Genomic DNA, 23,559 nt, shown 5'->3' on the forward strand with positions numbered 1-23,559 from the left:
CGGCACCGAGGACATCGCCGTGGGCACCCCGATCGCGGGCCGCGGTGAACGCGAACTCGACGACGTCGTCGGCATGTTCGTCAACACCCTCGCACTGCGTGTGCAGATCGACGGGCAGCATACGTTCAACGAGATCCTCGACCGCGCCCGCGAGGCCGACCTCGAGGCGTTCTCGCACGCCGACGTTCCGTTCGAGCGCCTGGTCGAGGTCCTCAACCCGGCACGCTCGATGGCCCACCATCCGATCTTCCAGGTGGGTTACTCGTTCCAGAACACGACGAAGGCCGAGCTGCAACTGCCCGACCTCACCGTCACCCCGCTCGAGGTCGAGGGCGAGACGGCCCAGTTCGACCTGCATCTGATCCTGGGGGACAGCCCCGAGGGTGAGCCGATGTCGGGCGTGTTCACGTTCGCCACCGACCTGTTCGACGACGCCACCGTCCAGCGTTTCGCGGACATGTTCCGCCGCGTCCTGGCCGCCGCGGTGGATTCTCCGCGAACCGCGGTCGGCGACCTACCTCTCGCCGGCGGCGACGAGCGCACGCTCGTGGTGTCCGGATGGAACGACACCGCGCGGGCCCTGCCGGATACGACGCTCGCGGACATGTTCGCGTCCGCCGCCGCGGAGAATCCGGACGTCACCGCTCTCGTGTTCGAGGGCGAGTCGCTGACGTACGCCGATTTCTCGGCGCGGGTCAACCGGTTGGCCCGGCACCTCGTCGGCCGCGGGGTCGGCCCGGAAACCGTGGTCGGCCTGGCGATTTCGCGTTCGGTGGAACTGCTGGTCGGCATGTACGCGATCGCCGCGGCCGGCGGCGCGTACCTGCCGATCGACCCGGACCATCCGGCCGAGCGCACCGCGTACGTGCTGGAGAGCGCGCAACCCGTCTGTGTCCTGGCGACCCGCGCCGTCGTCGGGGGACTGCCGGGTGGCGTCGACTACCTCCTCCTCGACGAACTCGATCTGGGCGGGATCGACCCGTCTCCGCTCACCGACTCGGAGCGGATCGCACCGCTGCTGCCGGAGAACGCCGCGTACGTGATCTACACATCCGGTTCGACCGGTCGCCCGAAGGGTGTGGCGATCGCGCACCGTGCGATCGCGAACCAATTGCGGTGGAAGCAGGCGGAATACCCGCTCACCGCCGAGGATTCGGTGCTGCTCAAGACGGCGGCGACGTTCGACCTTTCGGTGTGGGAGTTCTGGTGGGCGCTGACCGCGGGCGCACGTCTGGTCGTCGCCACACCGGACGGCCACCGCGACCCGTCGTATCTGGCCGCACTCGTTGCGAAGCAGCAGGTCTCGACCGTGCACTTCGTGCCTTCGCTGCTGTCGGCGTTCGTCGCGGTGGCGGAGCCGGCCCAGCTGGTGTCGTTGACACGTGTGCTCTGCATCGGTGAGGCACTGCCCGCCGACACGATGCTCCGGTTCCGCGACGTCTCCGACGCGGAGATCTTCAACCTGTACGGCCCCACCGAGGCCGCCGTCAGCGTCACCCACTACCGGTGCGGCGACGAGCGCGACGGTTCGGTCCCGATCGGCAGGCCCGAATGGAACACGCAGACCTACGTTCTCGATTCGCGTCTGCACCCAGTTCCCGCCGGCGTCACAGGTGAGCTCTATCTCGCGGGCGAGCAGTTGGCGCGCGGTTACTTCGGCCGCCACGACCTCACCGCGGAACGGTTCGTCGCCAACCCGTTCGGCGAGGCCGGACACCGGATGTACCGCACCGGTGACCTGGTGCGATGGAACCGCGACGGTAACCTCGACTATGTCGGCCGGAGCGACTTCCAGGTCAAGGTCCGCGGTTTCCGGATCGAACTCGGCGAGATCGAGCGGGCGCTCGTGGCGCACCCGTCGGTGGCGCAGGCCGTCGTCGTGGTCCACCACGACCGTCACACCGGGGACCGGCTCGTCGGCTACGTGGTGCCGGAGCAGGGCGACTCCGTCGACGAAGCCGACGTTCTCACGTTCGCCGGCCGGTCGGTGCCGGGGTACATGGTGCCGTCCGCGCTGATCACCCTCGATGCGCTGCCGCTGAACATCAACGGCAAGCTCGATCGCAAGGCGCTCCCCGAACCCGAGTTCGGTGGCGCCGTGGACCATTACAAGGCTCCGCGTACCCCCGTCGAGGAGATCGTCGCGGGCGTGTTCGCGGACGTGCTCGGTCACGAGCGGGTCAGCGTGGACATGAGCTTCTTCGACCTCGGCGGCAACTCGCTGGTCGCGACGCGCGTGGTTGCCCGCGTCAACGCCGCGCTCGACACGTCGATCGGTGTGCGTGAACTGTTCGAGGCCCCGACGGTGATCGCGCTGTCGGCTCGCGCCGAGCAGTCCGACTCGGCCGGCGCGAACCGGCCGGCGCTGGTGCCGCAGCCGCGTCCGGCCCGGATTCCGCTGTCCCCGGCACAGTCCCGTATGTGGTTCATCAACCAGTTCGACACGGCGTCGGCGGCGTACAACATTCCGCTGGCGATCAAGCTGACGGGCCACCTCGACGTTTCGGCGCTCGAACGGGCACTCGGCGACGTCGTCGAACGGCACGAGACGCTGCGCACGACGTACCCCGACACCGGAGACGGTCCGGGCCAGGTCGTGTTGTCGCGGGCCCGGAGTTTCACCTCTCTGGACGTGGAGAACGTCGCCGACGAGAACGCCCTGCGTGCGCGCGTGATCTCTCTGGTCACCGCCGGTTTCGACGTCGCGCAGGCCGTCCCGGTCCGCGCGCGTCTCCTGCGGATCGACGCCGAGCAGCACGTGTTGGTCATCGTGGTCCACCACATCTCGTCCGACGGCGCCTCGACGGCACCGCTGGCGCGCGACGTGGTGATCGCCTACAGCGCCCGCGCCGCCGGTTCCGAACCTGCCTGGGCTCCGCTCGACATCCAGTACGCGGACTTCTCGCTCTGGCAGCACGAGTTGCTCGGCGACGAGAACGCGTCGGATTCGCTGGCCACCAAGCAGATCGACTACTGGCGGACCACGCTCAGCGGTCTGCCGGACGTGCTGCCGTTGCCGACGGACCGGCCGCGGCCGCCCGCGCAGTCGATGCGCGGCGCGAACTTCGACTTCGAGATCGACACGGAACTGCGCGAGCGGCTCGGGGCGCTGGCGCGCGAGCACAATGCGTCGCTGTTCATGGTCGCGCACGCGGCACTGTCGGTGCTGCTCGCTCGGCTGAGTGCCACGGACGACATCGCGGTGGGTACCGCGATCGAGGGCCGCGGCGAGGCCGCGCTCGACGACCTGGTCGGCATGTTCGTCAACACGCTGGTGTTGCGCGCCCGGGTCGACGTCGACGCGACGTTCTCCGACCTCCTCGCGCAGGTGCGTCAGCGCGACCTCGGTGCGTTCACGCACACCGACGTGCCGTTCGAGCGGCTGGTCGAGATCCTCCAGCCGGAACGCTCGACGGCGTTCTCGCCGCTCTTCCAGGTGGCTCTCGCGTTCCAGAACATCGAGCAGGCACACCTGGAACTTCCCAGTCTGACGGTCGAGGGGCTCGACGGTGGGATCAGCGCCGCGAAGTTCGATCTGCAGCTCACGCTCGCCGACGCAGCCGACGCGGACGGGAACGCGCCGATGCGGGGCGTCTTCACCTACGCGACGGATCTGTTCGACGAACGCACGATCGCGTCGTTCGCGTTCCGTTTCCAGCGCATCCTCGAAGCGATCACTACCGACGCCTCCGTGCTGATCGGGGACATCGACGTCCTGAGCGAGAACGAGCACGCGGTGCTCGCACCCGTGCGCGGCGCCGACAGCGCCACACCCGAGCTCCTGTCGAGCATCCTGGCCACCGCCGCGGCGGTGGACCCCGACGCCGTCGCCGTCGTGTGCGGCGACGAGCAGGTCACCTACCGGGAGCTGGACGAGCGCTCGAACCGACTCGCCCGCGTCCTGATCGGCAGGGGCATCGGGGCCGACGACTTCGTCGCGCTGGCGCTGACGCGTTCCGTCGAATCCATCCTGTCCATCTGGGCGGTCGCGAAGACCGGCGCCGCGTTCGTGCCCGTCGATCCGAGCTACCCGTTCGACCGGATCCTGCACATGGTCACGGACTCTCGCGTGGAGGTCGGTCTCACCACCGGCGCCCACGTCGGCGAGCTGCCCGACACCGTGCGGTGGCTGGTGCTCGGTGAGGACGAGATGGACGGCGACTGCGCGTCCGTGTCGTCCGAGGCCGTCACCGACGCCGACCGCATCCGTCCGACGCGGGTCGACGACGCGGCGTACGTCATCTACACGTCGGGGTCGACGGGTCTGCCGAAGGGCGTCGTCGTCACCCACACCGGGCTGGCGAACGTCACGACCGAGCAGGTCGAGCGGCTCCGGCTCACCCCGCAGTCGCGGGTGCTGCACTTCGCCTCGCCGAGCTTCGACGCGTCCGTGTTCGAGTTGCTGCATGCCGTGGCCGCCGCGTCGACGATGGTCATCGCGTCCGGCGTCGTGTACGGCGGCGACGAACTCGCCCGGTTGCTGAAGAAGCAGAAGGTCTCGCACGCGTTCATCACGCCCGCGGCTCTGACCACGGTCGACCCGGCCGGGTTGGAAGGCATCGAGGTGCTGTCGGTGGCCGGCGAGGCCTGCCCGCCGGAACTCATGCAGAAGTGGGCACCGGGCCGGCGCATGTTCAACCTGTACGGCCCGTCCGAGGCGACGATCTGGAGCACGTCGAGCAACCCGATGAAGGCGGATCAGCCCGTCACCATCGGTGGTCCCACCCGGGGCGTCGACGTGGTCGTGCTCGACTCCCGGCTCACGCCGGTCCCGGTGGGGGTCGCGGGTGAGCTGTACGTGGCGGGCCCGAGCGTGGCGCGCGGCTATCACAACCGGTTCGCCCTGACGGCGGAGCGATTCGTCGCCAACCCGTTCGGCGGTCCCGGTGAGCGGCTCTACCGCACCGGCGACGTCGTCCGCTGGGTGTACGACGGGGAGACCGGCGACCTCGTCCTCGACTACGTCGGCCGGTCCGACTTCCAGGTGAAGGTCCGCGGGTTCCGTATCGAACTCGGCGAGATCGACGCCGAACTCGGCAGCCACCCCAGCGTCGACTTCGCGGTCACGCTGGGCCATCACCGCGAGCAGACCGGTCAGACCGTGCTGGTGTCGTACGTGATGCCGGCTGCGGGCGCGTCGATCGACGTCGCGGAACTGTCGGCGTTCGTGTCCGAGACCCTGCCCGGGTACATGGTGCCGTCGTCGATCATGGCGATCGCTTCGGTGCCGCTGACGCCCGCCGGAAAGCTCGACCGGAAGGCGCTTCCCGAGCCGCAGTTCGTGTCGGCGGCCGGCGAGTACTGCGCGCCGTCGACGCCGATGGAGAAGGCCATCGCCGACGTCTTCGCGCAGGTGCTCGGTGTGGACCGTGTCAGTGTCGACGACTCGTTCTTCGCCCTCGGCGGCGACAGCATCGTGTCCATCCAGCTGACGACCCGAGCGAAGAACGCCGGGGTGCTGTTCACGGCGCGGGACGTCTTCGAGCGCAAGACCGTCTCGGCGCTGGCCGACGTGGCAGCCTGGGCTGCCGACGTCGACTCGGTGAAGCTCGAGGAGCTGCCGGGCGGCGGCGTCGGTTCGATTCCGCTCACGCCCATCGCGCACTGGCTGGTGGAGACGGCAGGGACCTTCGAGAAGTTCTCGCAGGCGGTTCTGCTGACCACCCCGCCCGCGGTCACACGGGATCAGCTGGTGGCCACGGTGGATGCGGTCCTGGAACGCCACGACATCCTCCGATCCCGGCTCACCCGGGCCGGGGACGACTGGGCGTTCGAGGCTCTCCCCACCGAAGAGGCATTCGGTGCGGACGACCTGATCGAGCAGATCGAGTTCACCGACAAGCCGGGAACGGACGGATTCGAGAGACTCGCACGCGCGGCTCTCGACCGTGCGGCGGAACGGCTGGATCCGGCGACGGGCCGGATGACGCAGTTCGTGTGGTTCGCTCCCGCGGCGTCGTTGCCGGGGCAGAGCGGCCGCCTGCTGGTGCTCGCGCATCACCTCGTCGTCGACGGTGTGTCCTGGCGAGTGCTGTTGCCGGACTTCGCGACCGCGGGCTCGCAGATCACGGCGGGACAGCCGGCGCAGCTCGAACCGGTCGGCTCGTCGGTCCGTGCGTGGGCGCACGGTCTGGTCGAGGAGGCGAAGTCGCCGCACCGTGTGGCGGAACTCGATTTCTGGCGCGGGATGCTCGCGGGCACGGATCCGCTGATCGGACAGCGTGCGTTCGATCCCGCACGCGACGTGATCGCCCGGACCGACCGCCTCAGCATGACTTTCTCGACGCAGGTGACGCAGGCGCTGCTCACCACGATCCCGCAGTCCGTGAACGGTGGTGTCAACGACGGCCTGCTCGCGGCTCTCGCTCTCGCGGTCGCCCGCTGGCGTGAACTCCGCAACGGGACCGAGGATCGCTCGGTGCTGATCAACCTCGAGGGACACGGCAGGGAAGAGGCGACCGTGCCCGGTGCCGACCTCTCCCGCACGGTGGGCTGGTTCACGAGCCTGTACCCGGTGCGGCTGGACGTCTCCCGGGCCGATCTCGCCGACGCGTTCGACGGCGGGACGTCGACCGGCGCGGCGCTGAAGGCTGTCAAGGAACAGTTGCTTGCCGTGCCCGACAAGGGCATCGGCTACGGGCTGCTTCGCTACCTGAACGAGGAGACCGCTCCGGCCCTGGCATCGTTGCCGACTCCGCAGATCGGGTTCAACTACCTCGGTCGCGCGGGCTCGGTGGATCTGCCCGCCGAGATCCGGGATCTCGGCTGGATCCCGGACAGCGATTCGGGTGAGTTCGGCGGTGCCATGGACGACGACATGGTGGCACCGGCGGTGCTCAGCATCAACGCGTTGACGTCGGAGACGGCGTCCGGCCCCCAGATCGAGGCCAAGATCGCGTTCGTCACCGAGATTCTCGACGAGGCGGACGTGTGGGAGCTCGCCGAACTGTGGCACGCCGCGGCGACCGCGCTGGCCGAACACGCCTCCGGGCCGAACGGCGGCGGTCTCACCCCGTCCGACGTTCCGCTTGTGACTGTCACGCAGGACGACCTCGAGGCGCTCGAACGGCGCTACCCCGACGCCACCGACGTGTGGCCGCTCGCCCCCCTGCAGTCCGGAATGTTCTTCCATTCCGTTCTCGCCGAGGACGCGGTGGACGTCTACACCGCTCAGGTGGTGCTGGACTTCCAGGGCGCCGTCGACACCGGCCGGCTCCGCGGCGCGGCGGAGGCGCTGATCGCACGCCACGCGAACCTGCGCACGGCGTTCGTCCCCGACGATTCGGGGACCGCGGTCCAGGTGGTCGTCGACCGCGTCGCACTGCCGTGGGAAGAGCTCGACCTCTCCGGTCTGTCCGGGGCCGAACGCGAGGAGCGGATGAGGTCCGTTCTGAGCGACCATCGTTCGGCGCGGTTCGACATGAGTCGTCCGCCCCTGATGCGGTTCCTGCTGATCCGCACGGGTGAGAACAGCTACCGGTTCTCCATCAGCAACCACCACATCCTGCTCGACGGATGGTCGATGCCGTTGCTGATGAAGGACCTGTTGGTGCTGTACGCGACCCGCGGTGACGGTTCGGTGCTGCCGCGCGTGCGTGGCTACCGCGACTTCCTCGGCTGGCTGTCCGAACGCGATACCGACGCATCGCGCAGCGCCTGGGCGCACGCACTGGCGGGGCTGGACGGTCCGACCGTCCTGGCCCCGGCACCGAGCAGCGAGGACCATCCCGAGCCGGCCGAGTTCGCGCTGCACCTCGGTGAGGTGGTGAGCGAGAACCTGGCGCGCATCGCCCGGGACCGTGGTCTGACGATGAACACGATCGTCCAGGCTGCATGGGGTCTGCTGCTGGCCCGCATGACGGCATCGGACGACGTCGTCTTCGGCGCCACCGTGTCGGGTCGCCCGCCGGAGGTCGCAGGCATCGAGTCCATGGTGGGGCTGTTCATCAACACCATCCCGATCCGGGTGCGTATCGATCCCCGTGAGTCGCTGCTCGGACTGCTCGAGCGGCTGCAGGCGGAACAGTCGACGTTGTTCGACCACCATCACATCGGTCTTCCGGAGATCCAGCAGATCGCCGGAATCGGTGGGCTGTTCGACACGTTGACGGTGTTCGAGTCGTACCCGGTGGACCGCGCAGGTCTCACCGAGGACAGCGACATCGACGGCCTCCGGGTCGCCGGGGCGCAGATCAGCGACGCCTCGCACTACCCGCTGAGCCTGCTGGCCCAGTCGGACAGCGAGCTGCAGCTGGTCCTGAAGTACCTCCCGGACGTGTTCGGCGCCGACACCGTCGAGCGGCTCGGGTCCCGGCTGAACCGGATCCTGCAGACCATCGCGGCCGGCAGTTCCACGCTGGTGGGTGATCTCGATCTGCTGACCGGCGACGAACGCGAACTCGTCCTGTCCGGGTGGAACGACTCGGGGCACGACGTCGCCGACGAATCCGTGGTGTCGATGTTCGGCGCCCAGGTTGCCCGCACGCCGGATCGAACGGCGGTGGTGGCGGACCACGTGCGCCTCTCCTACGCCGAGTTCGACGCGCGGGTGAATCGTCTGGCGCGGCATCTGATGTCGATCGGTGTGGGGCCGGACTCGGTGGTGGGCATCGCGATGCGGCGCTCGCTCGACATGGTGGTCAGCCTCTACGCCGTCCATGCGGCGGGTGGCGCGTACGTGCCGATCGACCCGGAGCACCCGGCGGACCGCACGTCGTACGTGGTGGACAGTGCCAAGCCGACGTGTGTGCTGAGCCTGGCCGACGACATCGCGAATCTCGACGTGGACGTGCCGGTGTACCTGGTGGAGGACTTCGACCTGTCCGAGTACGCGGACGGCCCGGTCGAGGATTCCGAGCGGCTCGCCGAGTTGCGCCCGGGCAACCTGGCCTATGCGCTGTACACGTCGGGTTCGACGGGACGCCCGAAGGGCGTGGCGATTGGGCACTCGGCGCTGGCCAACCAGCTGGCGTGGATGCGGGACGTCTACGGCATCGGCGCGCAGGACGTGGTGCTGCAGAAGACGCCGTTCACGTTCGACGCCTCGGTGTGGGAGCTGTTCCTGCCGTTGGTGGTCGGTGGCACGCTCGTGATCGCGTCGCCGGACGGTCACCGGGACCCCGAGTACATGGCAGCGACCGTGGGCACCGAAGCGGTGACGGTCATCCAGTTCGTCCCGTCCGTGCTGACCATGTTCCTCGACGCCGCGACGGCCGACCGGTGCGGTTCGCTGCGCCTGGTCTTCGCGGGCGGTGAGCCGCTGCCGCAGTCGGCGGCCGAGCGGGTCGCCGGTCTCGGCTCCGCGGAATTGGTGAACCTGTACGGCCCGACCGAGGTGACCATCAACTCGACGGCCCACGTGGTGGAGCGGTCGGGAACGGCGACGATCGCGCCGATCGGGTCGCCGGCCTGGAACACGCGGGCCTATGTGCTCGACGCTCATCTGAACCCGGCGCCGATCGGTGTTCCCGGTGAGCTGTACCTCGACGGCGCGCAACTCGCTCGCGGATACGTCAACAGTTCCGCGCTGAGTGCGGAACGGTTCGTCGCGCACCCCTTCGGCGATTCGGGTGCGCGGATGTACCGCACCGGCGACCTCGTCCGGTGGAACGAGAACGGCGTCCTCGAGTTCGTGGGCCGCACCGACTTCCAGGTGAAGGTGCGCGGACTGCGCATCGAGCTCGGCGAGGTCGAGGAGGCGTTGGTCCGGTATCGCGACGTGGCGCAGGCCGCCGTGATCGTCCACAACAGCGAGGTGGGTGCGCGGCTCGTCGCCTACGTCGTGCCGAAGCCGGATGCGGCTCTCGACTCGGCGGCGCTGAACGGGTTCGTCGCGGAATCGCTGCCCGAGTACATGATTCCGGATTCCGTGATGGTGCTCGCCGAACTTCCGCTGGGTACCAGCGGCAAGCTCGACCGGCGCGCGCTGCCGGTGCCGGACTTCGCATCGGCGGCCGATTTCCGGGCGCCGCGCACCGACACCGAACGTGCACTCGTGACCGTGTTCGGCGAGCTGCTCGGCCGGGAGAGCGTCGGAATCGACGATTCGTTCTTCGAGCTCGGCGGCGACAGCATCGTGTCCATCCAGTTGGTGGCGCGGGCACGTTCCGCCGGTATCCACTTCACCGCGCGAGATGTGTTCGAGCGGCGCACCGTTGCCGAGCTGGCCGCGGTAGCCGATTCGGGCGAGTCCGCGGCGGCCGCACTGCAGGAGTACGAGGGTGGTGGCGTCGGAACGGTGCCGCTCACCCCGGTCGCCCGCAAGATGGTCGCGCGTGGCGGCGACTTCGACCGGTTCGTCATGCCGTTGTTGCTGACACTGCCCGCCGGGATCGAACGCGAGCAGGTGATCGCGACGATCACCGCCGTGGTCGACAAGCACGACGTGCTGCGGTCGACCCTGGTCACGTCCGGCGTCGAGGATGTGCTCGAGATCGCACCCGCGGGCAGCGTCGACATCGACGCCACCGTGCAGCGGGTGGAGATCGCGGCCGGCGACGAACCCGGTTCGCCGGAATTCGACGCGGTCGCGAGTGCCGCCTTCGACGCGGCGCTGGATCGCCTCGATCCGCGCACCGGGTCGATGCTCCAGTTCGTCTGGTTCGACCCCGCCGAGGCGGATCGGCGCGGCCGGCTCCTCGTGGTGCCGCACCACCTCGTCATCGACTCCGTGTCGTGGCGGATCCTGGTGCCGGACTTCGCGACCGCGGGCGCCCAGATCGCCGCCGGCGCGTCGCCGTCACTCGAGCCGGTCGGAACGTCGCTGCGGCGCTGGACCGACGGTCTGCTGGAGGCGGCAGCGAAGCCGGAGCGGGTGGCCGAACTCGAGGTGTGGGAACACATGCTGACCGGCCCGGATTCGCTGCTCGGATCGCGTGAGCTGGACCTGGAAACCGATCTGATCAGCACGCTGGAGCGGACTCGGGTGGATGTTCCCGCACCGGTCACCGAGGCATTGCTGGGTGGCACGCCGGGTGCGCTCGACGGTGAGATCGGCGACGTCCTCGCGGCAGCTCTCGCGTTGGCGGTGGCCGCCTGGCGCCGCGACCGCGGAGTCGAGGCGTCGTCGACGGTGGTCACCCTCGAGGGCCACGGACGGGAAGAGTCCACGGTGCCGGGTGCGGATCTGTCCCGGACGGTCGGCTGGTTCACCACGATGTATCCGGCACGTCTCGATCTCGCCGGGGTCGACATCGCGGATGCCATGAACGGCGGCACCGGAGCGGCGAATGCGGTGCACACGGTGCGGGATCAGCTGAGCGCGATCCCGGACCGGGGCATCGGCTACGGACTGCTCCGCTACCTGAACCCCGACACGTCTTCGGTGATGAGGCAGTGGTCGGAACCGCAGATCGTGTTCAACTACATCGGACGCGTCAGCGCGGCCGAGGTCCCCGAGGCGGTACGCGGCCTCGATTGGCTGCCCGACTTCGAGACGCCCGTCGCAGGCGGATTCGAGAACAGTGCGATGCCCGCTCAGGCGGTTCTCGACATCCAGTCGGCGGTTTCGGAAACCGCGGAGGGCCTGCAGTTGTCGGCGTTCATGTCGTTCCCGCCCGGCATCCTCTCGACGCCGGAAGTGGAGCGGTTCGGGGAGTTCTGGGTGGCCGCGCTCACCGCGCTCGTGGCTCAGGCAGAGGAGCGTTCCGGGCGCTGATCTCCGCGGCCCGTGGTGGGAAGGCTCCGAGCCATCCCACCACGTGGCCCCGTCGGTTCCCGTCGCCGCGGAGTCAGGCCCAGTCGAAGGACATCTCGCCCGCGACGCCGAGGTGCTTGCACAGTTTGTGGATGCCACCGAAATCCTGGACCAGTGCGGATCGGCGGGTGTCGTGTTCGGCGTCGTCGATCATCGCCTGACCGCCGCCCAAGTCCATGAGTCCGACAATGGTGTGCCACGTCGAGTAGTCGTTGCTGCTGAACGCGGTCATCGCGTCGACGAGCCCGTCCAGGAAATGGCGGCGGTCGTCGGGGCTCAGGGTGTCGTAGACGACGCCCGCGATGTCGTCGGCGATCGAGGCGTGACAGTACTCGTCGCGGTTGTGGAGTCGTACCGTCGCCCGGTTGACCGGCTGGATGACGTCGTTCTCGGAAATCAGGTCGAGGTACGAGCTGATCGAGATCTCGGCCACCGTCATGAAGGCGAACGTCGTGATCGCCCGCCTCCTCGGGTCGGCGGCATCGGCAGTCGCCGCACGTTGACGGCGCAACGTCAGGACGTCGGGCAGGGCGTTGTTCGGCATCGCCCAACCGCGTTGCCTGCGCGTGACCGCGCTCGCGTTCAGGTGCATGAGGGTGTGGTACTGCTCGTCGACCATCGCCTGGTGGACGGCCACGGCGAACGTGTCTCCGAGCCCGGTGTCCAGGGCGTCGTGCGCGACGAGGTCGAACCCGGGATTGACGACGTACTGCTCGATGTCCATGACGTTCTTGTTGAAGGCGATCCAGGCCCACGCCCGGAGTTGGTTCCGTTGCTCCTCGTGCATGCCGAGGAACCGATCGTGATCGGCGAAGGGCAACAACTCGTTCGGGTAGTCCTGCTTGTCGAGGTCGAACAGTGCGTCGAGGTCCGGTTCCGGCTTCTTCACGGTCGCCCGCTGTCCCCAGTTCCGGGCGAGCCGGGTGACGACGGCGCTCTCCACCGGATCCGCCGGGTCGTACTCCGGGAGCGAGGGAGTCTTCTGGGGTGTCATGACGAATCTCCGTTCCTGTCCCACGACTGCGGCTGTCTGTGAACGAGGTCGGTGAAGAGGTCGGCGCACAGCCGGGCGAGGGGTTCGCTCCGGTCGCCGAGGGCCGATGTCGAGCGGGACATGAGTGAGGCGAAATCGTCCTCCGAGCCCTGCTCGACGGTTTCCGTGAGAGTGGTCAGCGCCGCGGCGAGCGCACGGCGGGCCTCGCCCGCGAAGGGATTGCCGGCCTGGATGTCCCGGTAGACCTCCGGGACGCCGCCGCCGACCCGGGCGAGGAGCGCGAGCGACACGAGGTGGGGAGGGGCCCCCACCGTGGTGAGTTCGGCGCCGTCGACACCGAGTTCGGCGAGCGCGAGGCCGAAGGCGAGGACGCCGGCGTGTGTCAGTGCCTGGGTCGCTGCCGTGAGCCGGTCGTGGTGTTCGGCGTCCAGGCGCACCACCGACGACCCCCAGCCGGACAGCACCGACAAGAACCACTCGACCTCACGGCTGTGTCGGTAGGTCACCGCCGCGACGGGGCGGCCCTCCGGTCCGAGGGAAGGCGCGAACATCGGGTTGATGCCCACAGCGCCGTTGCGCAGCGCACTGTCACGCAGGGCGGCGTCGAATCGGGACTTCACGGACAGCGTGTCGACCAGCAGGGCGTGTTCGGGCAACTCGGCGACGACGAACGGAATCGCCGCCAGCGCGACGCTTTCGGGGATCGCCAGGATCACCGCATCGGCAGCGTTCACCACCGCCCGCAGCTCGGGGGACGGGTCGGTGACGTCGCCCTTCACCTGATCCGCGTCGGACCGGTCGGTGAATCGGATGTCGATGGTGCGCACCGTGTTTCCGTCGGCACGCAGCCGAGCCGCCAGCATCCGGCCGACATCGCCGGAACCGCCGATCAGCGCGACGGTCCGGGCGGATGCGGCCGGGACGTTCACGGCCCGATCTCGTTCGGCCGGTCTGCCGTCACGGTCAGGGCCCGCAACATGGTGGCGGCCTTGACCATCGCCTCGTCGAACTCCTCCTCCGGGTCGGAGAGTGCCGTGATCGCACCACCGATACCGAACGTCACCTCGGTGTCCGTGGCGACGATCGTGCGGATGACGATCGACAGGTCGGCCGTCCCCGTCAGAGAGAAGTAGCCGATGGAACCGGAATACACACCGCGCGGCCCGGACTCGAGCCGGTCGATGATCTCCATGGTCCGGATCTTCGGGGCGCCCGTCATCGATCCGCCGGGGAAGGCGGCACGAACACACTCGACGACGGAGGCATCGGCGCTGAGGGTCCCGCGCACGGTCGACACGAGTTGATGCACGGCCGCGTACGTCTCGACGTCGAAGAGTTTGGGAACGTGTACCGATCCGGGGACGCACACCCGGGCCAGATCGTTGCGCGTCAGATCGACGATCATGAGGTTCTCCGCGCGGTCCTTCTCGCTGTCCAGCAGGTCCTGCCGCAGCGCCGCATCCTTGGCCGGGGTGGCGCCGCGCGGGCGCGTCCCCTTGATGGGTTTGGACTCCACCACCCGGTCCGCGCCGATCCTGAGGAACCGTTCGGGTGAGGCGCTGAGAACCGACAGTCCGGCGAACTGGAGGTAAGCGCTGTACGGGGTGGGGCTGATGGAGCGCAGCAACTCGAACGTGTGCAGGGGATCGATCGACTGGTCCACCGTCGCCATGTTGGTCAGGCACACCTCGTAGGACTCGCCGGTCCGGATCTCACCGAGCGAGGTCGCGATGTGCTCCAGGTATTTGTCGTGCTCGTGGCGCAGGGCGAGTTCGGCGGACTCCGGCTTCCGGATCGGCGACACCGCGGACGGCGCGTTGTCCGGCTCGGCCAGCCGATGCAGCGCCACCTCCATCTCGTCGAGCCAGCGGCGCAACTCGGGATCGTCCTGGTGATCGCTCAGGCACAGCGCGTAGGTGCGCTCGCCCGAATGGTCGATGACGACGGCGCGATCGGCGAACACCAGCGCGGCGTCGGGGGTAGGCGACTTGTGGGTCGCCGCGCCGCCGGTCTCGGCCTTCAGTTCATAGCCGAGGTACCCCACATAGCCGAGGCCGAACGGCACACCCGGGAGGCCGGGCACCGACCGGGCCTGCAGTTGCCGCTCGAGGTAGTCGAAGAACGGTGCATGCACCTGTTCGACCGGCAACCCCTCGCGCGTGATTCGGACGATCGATTCGCTGACGTCGTACGTGATGTACTCGGCGCGCGGGCCGGAACAATTACCCATGATGGTGAATCGCGAAGTCGGTTCCGATGCCGACGTCCCGTCCAGCCAGAACGCGTTGGGCCCGGACGCGAAGAGGTCCTCGAATGTGGTGCGGGGATCGACTTCGTGGTCGACGCGCACCTGCTGGACCACATAGGGCGCGTGGGGAATCGGGATTCTGAGCATGGAACCGTGCGTGGGTGTCCCGGAATGCGTCTGGGTGAGATCGCGAAAGTTCGCGAGCAGTTCGTGACCGAACGCGGTGCTGATCGATTCGGGGTGGAACTGGACGCCCCACAGCGGGCGGGTGCGGTGGCGGACGCCCATCAGCAGGCCGTCGGCGGTCCAGGCGGTGGTCTCGAGGTCCTCGGGGAGGTCCTCGACGATCAGCGAGTGATAGCGGACCGTCGGGAACGGTGACGGAATGCCGGCGAACAGTTCGGATCCGTCGTGTTCGACGAGGGACACGCGACCGTGCATCGGTTCGGGGGCGAGAACCACACTGCCCCCGAACAGCTGGCACAGTCCCTGATGACCGAGGCACACACCGAGGACGGGGAGTTCGGTCTCCGTGATGATGCGCGCACTGATCCCGAAGTCTCGTTGCCGCTCCGGGCGTCCGGGGCCGGGGGAGATGACGATGTTGTCGAAGTCGGACCAGGGGATCGAATCCCACTCCACATCATTGTGCACGACCGTGGGGGGTTCACCGTTCACCTCGGCCAGCAGGGTGAACAAGTTGTAGGTGAAGGAATCGTAGTTGTCGACCAAGAGCGTCCGGGTACTCATCACGACTCGACATTCGCAGAGGGCACGGAACTGTGACGAACGTGGTGGTTGTCACGGTGGTCGTGGTGTCCGTTGTGGTGGGGGCCCTCGTCTGCGGGCTCCGTGTTGATCACGAGGTCCTCGAGTCGGCAGGTCTCGGCGATGAGAAGGTCGTAGAGCGCATCGAAGAACTCCGGGGACAGTGAGTGGCTGTCCGCGTACTGTCGCGCCCGCTCGTGGACGATGTGGATCCGGCCGGGCTGCATCATGGCGATGTGCTCGCGTCGCTTCAGTTCGCCGATGCGCAGGCACACTTCCAAGCGCTGCCGGACTGCTTCGAGCAGGGTCGCGTCGACTGCGTCGAGTTCCGCGCGCAGACCCTCGAGTGCGTGCTGCGCCGAGGCGTCAGAATGCTCTCCGGAATCGTCGCCGTTCCGCTGTTCTACGGAGAAGTACATAGTCGCCCCACTCACTCGATCGGCAGTAGCTTTCTCATCCCGACTATCGTGTGTCGTTGGTGGTTCGTTTCCATTAGCCTTCCGGATGGCCGGGAGGGCTGTGTTCGATCGGCCGAATACGAACCAGGTGGGTTATCACCCCCAGAGTCTCGATCTCAAGTTGAGACTTTGATGGACGGTTGGCTAACGTAACCTGAAGTCTATTTCCGCTAACTCAGGATACGAGGAATATGCGTATATCGTCGGCCGGTAGGGCCCTGTTGTTCGTGCTGGCAGGCATCGTGATGCTGTGCAGTGCGGCACCAGCGGCAGCGGATCCCGTGGAAGCGGAACCCGCGCCCGTGGTCGATCCGTCAATGCTTTCCGGGGCGAACGACTGGAGCTGTAGGCCAACCGCGGCACATCCGCGTCCCGTCGTGCTGGTGCACGGCACCTGGACCGGCATGTTGGGAACGTGGAAGGACCTCGCTCCGGCGCTCACCGCGGAGGGCTACTGCGTCTTCGCCCTCAACTACGGACAGGCCGCCGGTCTGACCGAGGGCAACATGATGCGCATGTTCGGCGGCGCCGACATCGCGGAGTCTGCTCGGCAGCTCGCCGGATTCGTCGACCAGGTCCGCACCACCACCGGCGCTTCGCAGGTCGACATGATCGGGCATTCGCTCGGTGGCACGGTGTCCCGCCAGTACCTGCGGTTCGACGGCGGCGCCGACCGCACGAACCCCGCGCTGAACAAGGTGCATTCGCTCGTCACGCTCGGTGCCACCAACCACGGCACCAGCTTCGGGGACGTCCAGTCGCTCGGTGCGATCGCGCAGGCACTGGGAGTGCCGGTCACGACGCTCGCCGGTGTCGCGGTCGGACCGTCCTACATCCAGCAGATGGTGGGCTCGCCCTTCCTTCAGCTCCTCAACGCGGGCGGCGACACCGACCCGGGCATCGAGTACACGGTGGTCGCCAGTCGCAGCGACACCGTGTCGACCCCGCCGGAGAACACGTTCCTGACGGCCGGTCCGGGGGCCGTCGTGCACAACATCTGGCTCCAGGACGGCTGCGACGCGAACACGGCCGAACACAACCAGCTGACCACCGATCCGCGGGCCGTGTACATCATCCAGCGGGCGCTGGACCCCACCTACGGAGCGCGCAACCCCGCACCGTGCTGACCGGGCGCCGGGGATCGGTGGTGCGGGTCAGTCCCAGATGCCGACCTCGTCGAGATGCGCGACCAGTCGCTGGGCGCCGTCGATGAAGTGGGCCTTGTTCTCCGCACCTACCACGTCGGCCTTCCCGTCGGCGAGGGCGGCGACGAGACGGCGATGGCTCTCGACCGCCGACTCGCCCCACGCCGGATCGGACGAATAGAACTGAACCGGGGTGTACCGGGTGGCGCTGAGCAGGAACCACGACAGTTTGCTCGCGTCGGCCAGCCGGTTGATGACCCGGTGGAACGAGAACTCGAGATCTTCGATGCGGTCGGCGTCGCCGTCCTCGACGGCGCGTCGCAGCTTCTCGTTGATCGCGGTCAGCTCCTCCACGGCCTCCGGGGTGGCCGACCGACTCGCGCGGACCGCGAGTTCCTCGGCGATCTGCCCCTGCAGCCAGAAGAGGTCGTGGATGTCGTCCCGGCTGAGCGGTGCGACCACATACCCGCGGTGGGGAACCAGTTCGACGAGTCCCTCGCCGCGCAGGGTCAGGAGCGCCTCACGGACGGGTGTGACGCTGACCCCCAGGTCCGCCGCGGTCTCGTCGAGCCGGATGAAGTCACCCGGGCGAACGACCCCGGACATGATCAGGTTGCGGACGTGCACGGCGACGTCGTCCGACAACTGGGGTCGGCGGCGCAGGGTGCGGCGGCCCGCTGGGGATCGTGACACGGAGGGCGATGCCATGGAGAACTCCTTCGATGCGGCAAACCAGCATAAACCGCAGGGGGTGATTACAAGCCGTAGGTCTTGCCGATGATGTCGCGCTGAATCTCGTTGGTACCGCCGTAGATGCTCGAGACGATGGTGGAGCGGACGTGCTTCTCCATGTCGAACTCGGTGGCGTAGCCGTACCCGCCCATCATTTGCATGCCCTCGAGCGCGACCTTCTTTGCCGTCTCTGTGACCTTCAGTTTGGCCATCGACGCCTCGCGGGCCAGTATCTTGTCCGGGTTCGCGTCGACGTCCTTGGCGACGCTGTAGACGAGCAGCTTGCAGCACTCGATCTCTGTCGCGAGATCGGCGATGCGGTGGCGCAGCGCCTGGAACGATCCGACGGGGCGCCCGAACTGCTTGCGCTGGGTGACGAAGTCGAGGGTGTCGGCGAACGCACGCTGCGCGGTGCCGAGCATCATGGCGGCGAGGATCAGGCGTTCGAAGTTCAGGCCGGTCATCAGCTGGCGCCAGCCGTTGCCGACCTCGCCCACCACCGCGTCCTCGGGCAGGATGCAATCGGTGAAGTAGAGATCGTTGACCTCCTTGCCACCCATCGTGTCGATGCCGCTGATCTTCAGCCCGGCGGTATCCGCCGGGACGTGGAACATCGTGAGGCCTTCGTGCTTGCCGTCGCCGCGCCCGGTGCGGGCCACGAGCAGGATGTTGTCGGCGAAGTGCGCGTTGGAGCACCACGTCTTCTGGCCGTTGATCACCCAGCCGTCGGCGGTTTTCTCCGCGCGGGTGCTGAGGTTGCCGACGTCGGAACCGGCTTCCGGCTCGGACATCGAGATTGACTGCGACCGGCCTGCCACGATGCCGCGCAGCACGACGTCCTTCTGGGCGTCGGTTCCGAACTTCGCGTAGGCGCCGCCCGTGATCAGGGTGGGACCGATGCCGCCGATGGGTGCCATCCCCTTGGCGGCCTCCTCGAGCAGGATGCACATGTCGACGTGGCTGGCGGCCGAGCCGTCGTACTCCTCGGGAATGGTGATGCCCAGCCAGCCCAGCTTCGCCATCTTCTCGTAGAGGTCCTGATTGTGGTTGTGCTCGCCGTGATTCGTCAGCCTGTCGCGCTGCTCGCGGGTGCCGCTCTCGCGCTTGCAGAAATCGGCGATCGCCGCCGCGAAGTCCTTCTGTTCACTGGTGAATTCGACGCTCATGTCCGGGGGACTCCTCATGGTTGATTCGGCCGGCGAATCGGTCGGCCGGAGGTGACTGTGTGGGGCTTGCCGCGATGGGGTCAGCCGCATACTGTGATGTCCACTACATTACATCACATCACATATATTTGATGTGATCTCGAGGGAGGACATCGACCATGCCACAGCAGGCGGAGACGACCGAGACGACGGCCGGCGAGCAGTCCGCAGCCCGGACAGAGCAGGCGCCGAAGACGTTCGCGTCCCTGGACCCGCGCAACGGCAACGTCCTGGCCGAGTACCCGATCCAGGGGGAGCAGGAGGTGCGCGACGCCGTCGATGCGGCCCGCGCGGCCGCGCAGTGGTGGAACGCTCTAGGGTTCGACGGCCGCAAGCAATGGCTCCTCGACTGGAAGAAGTCGATGGCCCGGGACGGCGAGCAGCTCGCCGCGCTCGTCGCCGCCGAAACCGGCAAGCCGTACGACGACGCGCTCCTCGAAGTGATGCTCGCCATCGAACATCTCGACTGGGCCGCGAAGAACGCGGGCAAGGTCCTGAAGCGGCGGAAGGTGCCGTCGGGACTGGTCAGTGCGAACCAGGCCAGCAGCGTCGGATACGAGCCGATGGGTGTGGTCGGTGTCATCGGGCCGTGGAACTACCCCGTGTACACCCCGATGGGGTCGATCTCCTATGCGCTGGCGGCGGGCAACACCGTCGTCTTCAAACCCAGCGAGCTGACCCCCGGGGTCGCGGTGTGGCTCGCCGACAAGTGGAAGGCGCTCGTCCCCAACCAACCCGTGCTGCAGGTGGTCACCGGAGACGGGTCGACCGGCGCGGCCCTCGTCTCGGCCGGGGTCGACAAGATCGCCTTCACCGGATCTGCCGCCACCGGCAAGCGCGTCATGGCCGCGTGCGCCGAAACGCTGACCCCCCTCGTCGTCGAGGCGGGCGGCAAGGACGCCATGCTCGTCGACGCCGACGCGAACCTCGACGAGGCGGCCGGCTTCGCGGTGTTCGGCGCGATGGGCAACGCCGGACAGACGTGCGCCGGCGTCGAGCGCATCTACGTCGTCGACTCGGTCTACGACGAGTTCGTCCGGCTGGTCGCCGAGAAGTCGAAGGTCCTGCGCCCCGGACCCCGGGACGCCGCCTACGGACCGATGACGCTGACCAGCCAGTCCGACGTCGTCCGCGGCCACGTCCAGGACGCGCTCGACAAGGGCGGCTCCGCGGTGGTCGGCGGATTGGACTCCATCAAGGACGGCTACGTCGGGCCGATCGTGCTGACCGGCGTTCCCGAGGACAGCACCGCGATCCGCGAGGAGACGTTCGGCCCCACAGTCGTCATCAACAAGGTCGCCAGCCTCGACGAAGCGGTCACGAAGGCCAACGGCACCTCGTTCGGGCTCGGCGCGTCCATCTTCACCAAGGATGCGACGAAGGCGATGCAGGCTGCCGGGAAGCTCAGGGCCGGTGTCGTGACGATCGGTTCGGTGCTCGGGTTCGCCGGCGTGGCGGCACTGCCGTTCGGCGGGGTCGGAGATTCGGGCTTCGGCCGCATCCACGGCGCGGACGGTCTGCGTGAATTCAGCCGGGTCAAATCCATCGCCCGGCAGAAGTTCGCGGCTCCGCTGAACCTGCTCACCATGCAGCGCAAGTCGCGGGACATGAAGATCTCGGCCTGGATGTTGAAGAACCGGCACGGACGCTGATCACACGGCAGGAGGGTATCCACATGCTGATGAAGACCAAGCGCGCCGACACCGGCGCGCCGGGCGGGGTTTCGCGGGGCAGGCACGGCTGGCAGCGGCGCATCGAGGAACTCGACCCGGTCCGGGATCACCAGGAGATCCATAGGATCACGGCCGGCTACGAGTTTCCATGGGACTACCAGCGGTCCCTCGAGTTCGCGCTGTTCCGGACGTACTGCGTCCCCACCATTTCGGAACTGCTGCAGCGCACCGGTGAGTTCGAGAAACGGCCGCAGAAACGGTACGACGACACCGCACTGCTGATGGCCGAACTCGTCGAACACGGCTACGACTCCGAGCGCGGCGTCGAATCGCTGCGCGTCGTGAACCGCATGCACGGCAAGTACGACATCGACAACGACGACATGCTTTACGTTCTGACCACCTTCATCTACGAGCCGATCGACTGGATCGACCGCTTCGGGTGGCGGCGGCTGACCCCGAACGAGCGTCTCGCGTGTTTCCACTTCTACCGTCAGGTGGGAATCCGAATGGGAATCAAGAACATTCCTGAAAGCTTCGAGGACTTCTACCGGTTCAAGGTCGACTACGAGCGGAGGCATTTCCGGTACACCGACGACAATCATCGCGTCGGCACCTACACGCTGAAGCTGTTCTGTTCCTGGTTTCCGGCGCCACTGCGGCCGCTCGTCGCGCAGGGGGTCTTCGCCCTCCTCGACCCGATGATGCTGTCGGCGTTCGGGTTTCCCGCCGCCCCGACCTGGCTGCAGAACGCGTCCCGCCGTGCGCTGGGGATCCGTGCGAGGTTCGTGCGCTTCCTGCCGCCCCGCAGGGAGTCCAAGGCTGCACGGGATCGGCGCAACCGGAGCTACCCCGGATATCCGGAGGGCTACCGTCCCCGTGATCTGGGAGCGGACAACGACAATCACCGCGGAGCCCGTCGACGGGCGGCATGACGGCTGTGTCCCTGGGCGATTCGTCCACAGACACGGCCTCAGTCGCCCAGCAGTACCGCCGTCATCAGGGTGTGGAGACGCGCACGCGACTCCTCGCGGGTGTCGAAGTGGACCAGTCGGCCGATGTCGAGAACCAGCCCCAGCGCTGCGTGTACCAGGAACCGTGCCTCCGGAGCCGAGAGTTCGGAGCGCACGGCGGTCACCAGGTGGACCCACTCCTCGACGTGCAGGCGCTGCACGTTGCGGAGACTGGTCCGCTCGTTCTTCGGGAGGTTCCCGATCTCCGCGAAGTACACCGACAGCACCTCCGGGTTCCCGAACGAGAGTTCCAGGTAGGACTCCGCGAGTTTGCGGAGCGCATCCTCGGGGCCGGTGGCGGTGGACAGCGCCGCCGAGGTGGCCACGGCCAGCCGGTCGGACGCGCGATAGAACACCGCCGCGAGAAGGTCTGCCTTGCTGGGGAAGTGGCGGTACACGCTCGACGCGTTGATGCCGGCCGCGGCGCCGATTTCTTCGATGCTCGAGTCGTGGTAGCCGTGCCGGTCGAAGATCTTCACAGCCTCGTTGATCAGCAACTCGCGCTTGGACGTCACCGCCAGGCCGCGTACCGCACCTACGCCTGCGATCCTTCCTTCGGTCGGGACGGCAGGAGGCAGTGTGGCGCGCAGGATCGATTCACATGCAGACTTCAGAAGCGCGTCGAGTCGGCGCGTCGCGAGGGTCGTGCGATGTGCGCTGATGCTCGCCATCACGCTCAAAGTCGACGCCCCCAGCGTCGTCGCGTCGGCGGGTGTGAGTTCGGTGCGCAGTTCCCGCAGGGGATCTGCCACGCACTGGGTGACGTGAACGAAGACGTCGCGGATGCGCGTGCGATCGTCGGCCTCAAGGTACCGGCCCTCCCAGCGGTAGAGCCCGGCGACCTTGCGGTTCTCGATGCTGATTGCGACGAGCGCGGAGATCAGATGGTCGAGTCGGTCTCCGGGCTCGAGGTCGGCGACGCCCCCCCGTGCGCTGTCCGCGGCTGCCTGCAGTGCGTCGGCAGTCGTGGTGGCGGCGTGCACGAACAGGGCGTACTTGTTGGGGTAGTGCCGGTAGAGGGCGGGACCCGAGATCCCGATGGTGGCAGCGATCTCGTCGACGCCGACCGCGTGGTAGCCGCGCTCGCTGAAGGCCTCGGCCGCGACGTTCGCGATCTGAGCCTTGCGATTCTTCGGGCGACGGCGGATCGGCCGCTCGATGGCGGCACCGGCCGCCGTGCTGGTCCGAGCCACGGTCACCTCCAGTATTCGGCAGTCATCTGCCAGTTTAACCGTCCATCATCTTAACCGAGACTTTCGCATCGCCGGGTCGGCTGAGGGGCGCGTGCGGAGAAAGCATCACGCCACATTCTTGGAAAATGCCGGTGAATCTGGCTACGGATGTGTCATGGGGGGATTGACACGTCAGGAACGCACACAATAAGTTAACCGTAATTCGCATGTGGCCGCGGTCTCTCGACGGTCGTGCGCTCCTGGATGTCACATTTCGAACCATCGGAGGTAGCTGGATCATGAGTGCAACCCGGCAGGGCGGGCAGACGTTGATCTTCGACGTGATCAGAATCCCTCGTGGACGAGGCGATGTCGGTTCCGGCGACCGATTCCTCCCGCCGCGACTGCTGCTGGACAAGGCCGCCGCAGGCGGCACGTTCGACGGGGTGAACTGAC

General features: G+C 67.7%; 12 protein-coding genes (1 of these 12 only partly in view). 5 read left to right on the forward strand and 7 right to left on the reverse strand.

Annotated features, from left to right (window positions below):
- On the forward strand, nt 1-11,656 hold the end of the coding sequence (locus ACFWAY_RS28360; protein ID WP_378512951.1) for a non-ribosomal peptide synthase/polyketide synthase. It extends 22,082 nt beyond the left edge of the window; the window shows 11,656 of its 33,738 coding nt (coding positions 22,083-33,738); its start codon lies beyond the left edge, outside the window; the stop codon is at nt 11,654-11,656.
- A gap of 73 nt (nt 11,657-11,729) precedes the next feature.
- On the opposite strand, the gene ACFWAY_RS28365 is transcribed toward ACFWAY_RS28360, so the two are convergent.
- Genes ACFWAY_RS28365 through ACFWAY_RS28380 form a run of 4 tightly spaced genes read right to left on the reverse strand, consistent with a single transcriptional unit; the run spans nt 11,730 to nt 16,124 of the window.
- Complete coding sequence (locus ACFWAY_RS28365) at nt 11,730-12,689, reverse strand: diiron oxygenase (RefSeq protein ID WP_378512952.1); 960 nt, start codon at nt 12,687-12,689, stop codon at nt 11,730-11,732.
- Nucleotides 12,686-13,618, reverse strand: coding sequence for a prephenate dehydrogenase/arogenate dehydrogenase family protein (locus ACFWAY_RS28370; protein ID WP_378512953.1), 933 nt, complete (start codon nt 13,616-13,618; stop codon nt 12,686-12,688). Before ACFWAY_RS28370 ends, ACFWAY_RS28365 begins: the two co-directional genes overlap by 4 nt.
- The gene (pabB, locus tag ACFWAY_RS28375) at nt 13,615-15,687 is read right to left on the reverse strand and encodes an aminodeoxychorismate synthase component I (RefSeq protein ID WP_378512954.1); all 2,073 of its coding nucleotides are present in this window, start codon (nt 15,685-15,687) and stop codon (nt 13,615-13,617) included. Before pabB ends, ACFWAY_RS28370 begins: the two co-directional genes overlap by 4 nt.
- The gene (locus tag ACFWAY_RS28380; protein ID WP_378512979.1) at nt 15,687-16,124 is read right to left on the reverse strand and encodes a chorismate mutase family protein; all 438 of its coding nucleotides are present in this window, start codon (nt 16,122-16,124) and stop codon (nt 15,687-15,689) included. The genes pabB and ACFWAY_RS28380 overlap by 1 nt, the downstream gene beginning before the upstream one ends.
- Nucleotides 16,125-16,354: 230 nt before the next feature.
- Here ACFWAY_RS28380 and ACFWAY_RS28385 point away from each other — a divergent pair, with 230 nt between their 5' ends.
- A complete protein-coding gene (locus ACFWAY_RS28385; RefSeq protein ID WP_378512955.1) occupies nt 16,355-17,290 on the forward strand; it encodes an esterase/lipase family protein in 936 nt (311 codons plus the stop codon).
- A 27-nt stretch (nt 17,291-17,317) separates the two neighbouring features.
- Here ACFWAY_RS28385 and ACFWAY_RS28390 read toward each other — a convergent pair whose 3' ends face one another.
- Together ACFWAY_RS28390 and ACFWAY_RS28395 are read right to left on the reverse strand one after the other, a co-directional pair.
- Complete coding sequence (locus ACFWAY_RS28390) at nt 17,318-18,016, reverse strand: GntR family transcriptional regulator (RefSeq protein ID WP_378512956.1); 699 nt, start codon at nt 18,014-18,016, stop codon at nt 17,318-17,320.
- Between the two features lie 47 nt (nt 18,017-18,063).
- Entirely contained in the window at nt 18,064-19,206 is a 1,143-nt protein-coding gene (locus ACFWAY_RS28395) for an acyl-CoA dehydrogenase family protein (protein ID WP_378512957.1), read from the reverse strand.
- A 158-nt stretch (nt 19,207-19,364) separates the two neighbouring features.
- Here ACFWAY_RS28395 and ACFWAY_RS28400 point away from each other — a divergent pair, with 158 nt between their 5' ends.
- Nucleotides 19,365-20,897 carry an aldehyde dehydrogenase family protein gene (locus ACFWAY_RS28400; protein WP_378512958.1) on the forward strand — a complete coding sequence of 511 codons (1,533 nt, stop codon included), beginning with the start codon at nt 19,365-19,367 and terminating at the stop codon, nt 20,895-20,897.
- A 23-nt stretch (nt 20,898-20,920) separates the two neighbouring features.
- Nucleotides 20,921-21,853 carry an oxygenase MpaB family protein gene (locus tag ACFWAY_RS28405; protein WP_378512959.1) on the forward strand — a complete coding sequence of 311 codons (933 nt, stop codon included), beginning with the start codon at nt 20,921-20,923 and terminating at the stop codon, nt 21,851-21,853.
- Between the two features lie 38 nt (nt 21,854-21,891).
- Here the strand turns inward: ACFWAY_RS28405 and ACFWAY_RS28410 are convergent, their stop codons facing one another.
- Complete coding sequence (locus tag ACFWAY_RS28410; protein ID WP_378512960.1) at nt 21,892-23,130, reverse strand: TetR/AcrR family transcriptional regulator; 1,239 nt, start codon at nt 23,128-23,130, stop codon at nt 21,892-21,894.
- A gap of 272 nt (nt 23,131-23,402) precedes the next feature.
- On the opposite strand from ACFWAY_RS28410, the gene ACFWAY_RS28415 reads away from it, so the two are divergent.
- Nucleotides 23,403-23,558 (forward strand): hypothetical protein, encoded by a 156-nt coding sequence (locus ACFWAY_RS28415; RefSeq protein WP_378512961.1) that lies wholly within the window; start codon nt 23,403-23,405, stop codon nt 23,556-23,558.
- The last annotated feature ends 1 nt before the right edge of the window (nt 23,559 follow it).

Source organism: Rhodococcus sp. NPDC059968, assembly GCF_042738615.1.
Taxonomy (GTDB): Bacteria; Actinomycetota; Actinomycetes; order Mycobacteriales; family Mycobacteriaceae; genus Rhodococcus_F.